Origin of the sequence: uncultured Dialister sp., assembly GCF_900541605.1 — a bacterium.
In the GTDB taxonomy this organism is placed as follows: domain Bacteria; phylum Bacillota; class Negativicutes; order Veillonellales; family Dialisteraceae; genus Dialister.
Window position 1 is genome coordinate 1 of record NZ_UQKJ01000142.1, and the last position, 4,434, is coordinate 4,434.

General features: G+C 53.9%; 2 protein-coding genes. Both read left to right on the plus strand.

Going from position 1 to position 4,434, the window contains the following annotated elements; translation table 11 throughout:
* Positions 1-568 precede the first annotated feature (568 nt).
* Positions 569-2,743: an ornithine decarboxylase SpeF gene (gene speF / locus QZR21_RS08200; protein WP_296098870.1), complete on the plus strand. Its 2,175-nt coding sequence runs from the start codon at positions 569-571 to the stop codon at positions 2,741-2,743.
* 112 nt (positions 2,744-2,855) lie between these two features.
* Positions 2,856-4,232 carry a putrescine-ornithine antiporter gene (gene potE / locus QZR21_RS08205; protein ID WP_296974845.1) on the plus strand — a complete coding sequence of 459 codons (1,377 nt, stop codon included), beginning with the start codon at positions 2,856-2,858 and terminating at the stop codon, positions 4,230-4,232.
* The last annotated feature ends 202 nt before the right edge of the window (positions 4,233-4,434 follow it).

Below are 4,434 nucleotides of genomic sequence, written 5' to 3' on the forward strand. Positions count from 1 at the left end.
CAGGAAAGAGTGTTTTCTGACGATATTTTCTTGATTAAATCAGCGTTTCCCTAGCTTCCAGCTGCTGGCTTTTAGGAAAGCTCTACAGCCTACGGCATGAATGACTGACGGAAATAATAGGGAAGCACCGCAGCAATGCACCCCTATCCCCGCTGCGCGGGACTTCCCGCACGGGGAAGGGTTCACGGGGTTCTCAGTCGCCTGTCGGCTCCCTGCGAACCCCGTTCGCTTGCCACCCCGGAGGGGGAAGCGAGAAATACCTGGCTCCCCTGTGAGCCGGTGATCCGCTGAAGGCCCAAGGCTATGGTACCAATCGTATACATGGCCGATATTCATATCAATATTGTTATGCTTCATGCTGAAAATCCCTTATCCATGCATTTTGTGATGGATAAGGGGATTTTTTTATTTTGGAATGTTTCGATATTGGAGTATTTTTGAGGATTTCTGTACAATGAACACAGTAAGAACAGTAAGCCGATCCCGTAAGGACGGCGGGGTGAAGTGCACTCGCCCATGGTCTGATGATGATTCATAACAGAATTGCAAAGTACAGGAGGTTTCACTCATGAAACATTTGAAAATTGCTTATTCCGACAGGGCTGTTGAAATTTTCGGAAAAATCGCCGGCCGCGAAGCAGTGGGTGTGAATGATACGGACTTCACCGATGTAGGTGCTGTAGTGATCACCGATACGGATACCGATGTGCTGGCAAAGGAAATGATCTTTGCTTTCAGGATTCCGGTACTCCTTATCCGCACGAAGGAAGGCCCCGTGGCTGATGAAGTGATCAGCAAAGTATACCGGGTCATCGACCTGAACGATACGGACCATGATTTCTACGACCGCCAGATCGAAAGCGCCGCAGCCCATTACGAAGATGCCATGCTGCCTCCTTTCTTCAAGGACCTGGAAAAATACGTAGAAAACGGATACTCCCAGTTTGACTGCCCAGGCCACCAGGGCGGCGCCTTCTTCCGGAAACACCCCGCCGGCCGCGCTTTCTATGATTTCTTCGGTGAAAATACATTCCGCGCAGACCTGTGCAATGCCGATGTAGCCATGGGGGACCTCCTTATCCATGAAGGTCCGGCACTGGCAGCCCAGAAACATGCAGCCCGGGTCTACAACGCAGACAAGACCTACTTCGTACTGAATGGCACCTCCACTTCCAATAAGGTAGTGCTGAATGCGGTCCTCACCCCCGGGGACATCGTCCTCTTCGACCGGAACAACCACAAATCCATCGACCACGGCGCCCTGGTACTGGCCGGCGCTACCCCGGTATACCTGGAAACAGAACGGAACGCCTTCGGTTCCATCGGCGGCATCCCGGAACACTGCTTCAATGAAGAATACATCCGCAAGCTGGTGGCAGAAAAGGATCCGGAAAAGGCAAAGGCAAAACGGCCGGTCCGCCTGGCAGTGATCCAGCTGGGCACCTATGACGGCTGCATTTACAACGCCCGTCAGGTAGTTGACAAGATCGGCCATCTCTGCGATTACATTTTCTTCGACTCCGCATGGGTTGGCTATGAACAGTTCATTCCCATGATGAAAGACTGCTCCCCGCTTCTCCTGGACCTGGGACCGGAAGACCCCGGCATCTTCGTCACCCAGTCCGTCCATAAACAGCAGGCCGGCTTCTCCATGACCTCCCAGATTCACAAGAAAGACTCCCACATCAAGGGCCAGGACCGGTACGTGCCCCATAAGAGAGTGAACAACGCCTTCATGATGCACGCCTCCACCTCTCCTCTGTACCAGCTCTTCGCAGCGCTGGACGTGAATGCCAAGATCCATGAAGGGGAAGCAGGAAAGAAACTGTGGGCAGACGCTGTGAAACTGGTGATTGAAACCAGAAAACAGGTGCTCCGCAACTGCCACTACATCCGTCCTCTCGTACCGCCCACGGTATACGGCAAGAAGTGGGAAGACGGGGATACGGAAAAAATGGCCAATGATATCAACTACTGGGCCTTCGAACCGGGTGCCAAATGGCATGGATTCGACGGCTACGGCAAGGGCCAGTACTTCATCGATCCCATGAAGCTGCAGTTCGTCACCGCCGGCATCGACGTAGAAAACGGCGGCTATGAAGACTTCGGTATTCCGGGAAACATCCTGGCCAACTATCTCCGCGAAAACGGCATCATCCCGGAAAAGAACGACCTGAACGATATTCTCTTCCTCATGACCCCCGCAGAAAGCGAAACAAAGATGAACGACCTGGTGGCCAAGCTCATCCGCTTCGAACAGCTCATCGACGAAGATGCTCCTATGGCAGAAGTGCTCCCCACCATTTACAAAGCCTACGAAGACAAGTACAGAGGATACACCATCCGCCAGCTCTGCCAGGAAATGCATGATTTCTACAAGGACCGCAAGGTTTCCACCCTCCAGAAGCAGCTCTTCCTGAAGGATTACTTCCCGGAATACGTGATGAATCCCCAGCAGGCACAGTATGAATTCATGAGAGCCCACGGTGAACTGGTGGACCTGGCTGACGCCGAAGGCCGCACTGCCCTGGAAGGCGCACTTCCTTATCCGCCCGGAGTTCTCTGCGTACATCCCGGTGAAAAATGGTCCAAGACCGCAGTGACCTACTTCCTGGACCTGGTGGAAGGCATTAACCAGCTCCCCGGCTTCGCTCCGGAAATCCAGGGCGTCTATGTACAGCCCGGGGAAGACGGAAAGAAACATGCCTATGGCTATGTACTGAAGAAGGAATTTGAGAAATAAGTAACGCCGAAATCGAGATGGAGGTCGAGATCGAGACCGAGGTCAAGGACCCCAGCCGCCTGTGGCGGCTGGAACCTTACCCCGTCCATCCCTTTCATAAAAGGAGAAAATCATGAGCAAAGCAAATAAAATGAGCGTCTTCCAGCTGACCATCCTGACGGCGGTCAACATGATGGGCTCCGGCATCATCATGCTTCCGTCGAAGCTGGCGCAGGTAGGCGCGTTATCCATCGTTTCCTGGCTCGTTACGGCCGTGGGTTCCATGTGCCTGGCCTATGTATTCGCCAAGTGCGGCATGTACAGCAAAAAAGGCGGCGGCATGGGGGGATATGCGGAATATTCCTTCGGCAAGGCCGGCAATTTCCTGGCTAACTACACCTACGGGGTGTCCCTGATCTTTGCAAATACGGCCATCGCCATTTCCGCCGTGGGCTACGCCCTGGGGTTCCTCGATACCACCCTGGACCCCGTCATGACCTGCGCAGCCACCGTATTCACCCTGTGGCTGGCTACGGTTCTTAACTTCGGCGGTGCCAAGTACACCGGACAGGTTTCCTCCATCACCGTATGGGGCGTCATTATCCCCTGTATCGGCCTGGCCTTCGTAGGCTGGTTCTGGTTCTCCCCATCCCTGTACTCCGCTAACTGGAATTATAACAACCTGGGCTTCGGAGAAGCAGCCATGAACGCCATCACCATGACCCTCTGGGCATTCCTGGGCATGGAATCGGCCTGCGCCAATGCGGACGCCGTGGATAACCCCGAAAAGAACGTGCCGAAAGCCGTTCTCGGTGGCACCCTTCTGGCAGCAGCCTGCTACATCGTTTCCACCAACATTATTTTCGGTATCGTTCCGGCAAAGGACCTCGTAGAAAGCTCTGCTCCCTTCGGACTCGTATTCTCCCAGATGTTCGGCGGCACCGTTGGCCGCATCATCATGGGCCTCATGGTTCTCTCCTGCTTCGGCTCCCTCCTGGGCTGGCAGTTCACCATTGCCAACGTATTCAAGGCAGGCAGTGATGAAGGCTACTTCCCGGCTTTCCTGAAGAAAGTCACTTCCCACGGGGCACCGATTCTGGGCATGGTATCCATCACCATCATCCAGTCCCTCTTCTCCCTCATGACCATCAACCCCTCCCTGAATGAACAGTTCGAGACCCTGGTCAACCTGGCGGTGATCACGAACATTATGCCATACCTCCTCTGCATGGCATCCATTGTAGTCATCATGAAAGCCGTGGACCATGTGGGCAGCGAACTGAAGACCACGAAACTCATCGCCTTTATCGCTTCCATCTACAGCCTCTACGCCTGCTACGCCTCCGGCTTCGAAGCCATGACCTACGGTGCCATCGTTACCTTCCTCGGATGGACCCTCTACGGATTCGTATCGGACCGCTTCGACCTCTCCAAGGCAAAAGCCGATAACGAAGCGACTGCCGCAGAAAAGGCCCCTGCCGGTGCTGTCCCTGCAGCCGTAGAAAAATAAGGAAATCCATGGCAGGCGGTGAGACACACCTGCCATACCATGAAACATCCTCTACAACAGAAAACCACCATCTCCGAAAGGGGATGGTGGTTTTCTGTTGGGATATATTTTGCATGCTGAAGAGTAGAGTCGTTCGAGTGGGGGCTTCTAGGGAAACGCTGATTAAATAGGCTTTTTACAAGCGCTAATTATTCACAGCCAT

Coding starts and splice junctions, on each gene's coding strand:
- potE (WP_296974845.1), top strand. CDS start 2,856: ATGAGCAAAGCAAATAAAATGAGCGTCTTCCAGCTGACCATCCTGACG.
- speF (WP_296098870.1), top strand. CDS start 569: ATGAAACATTTGAAAATTGCTTATTCCGACAGGGCTGTTGAAATTTTC.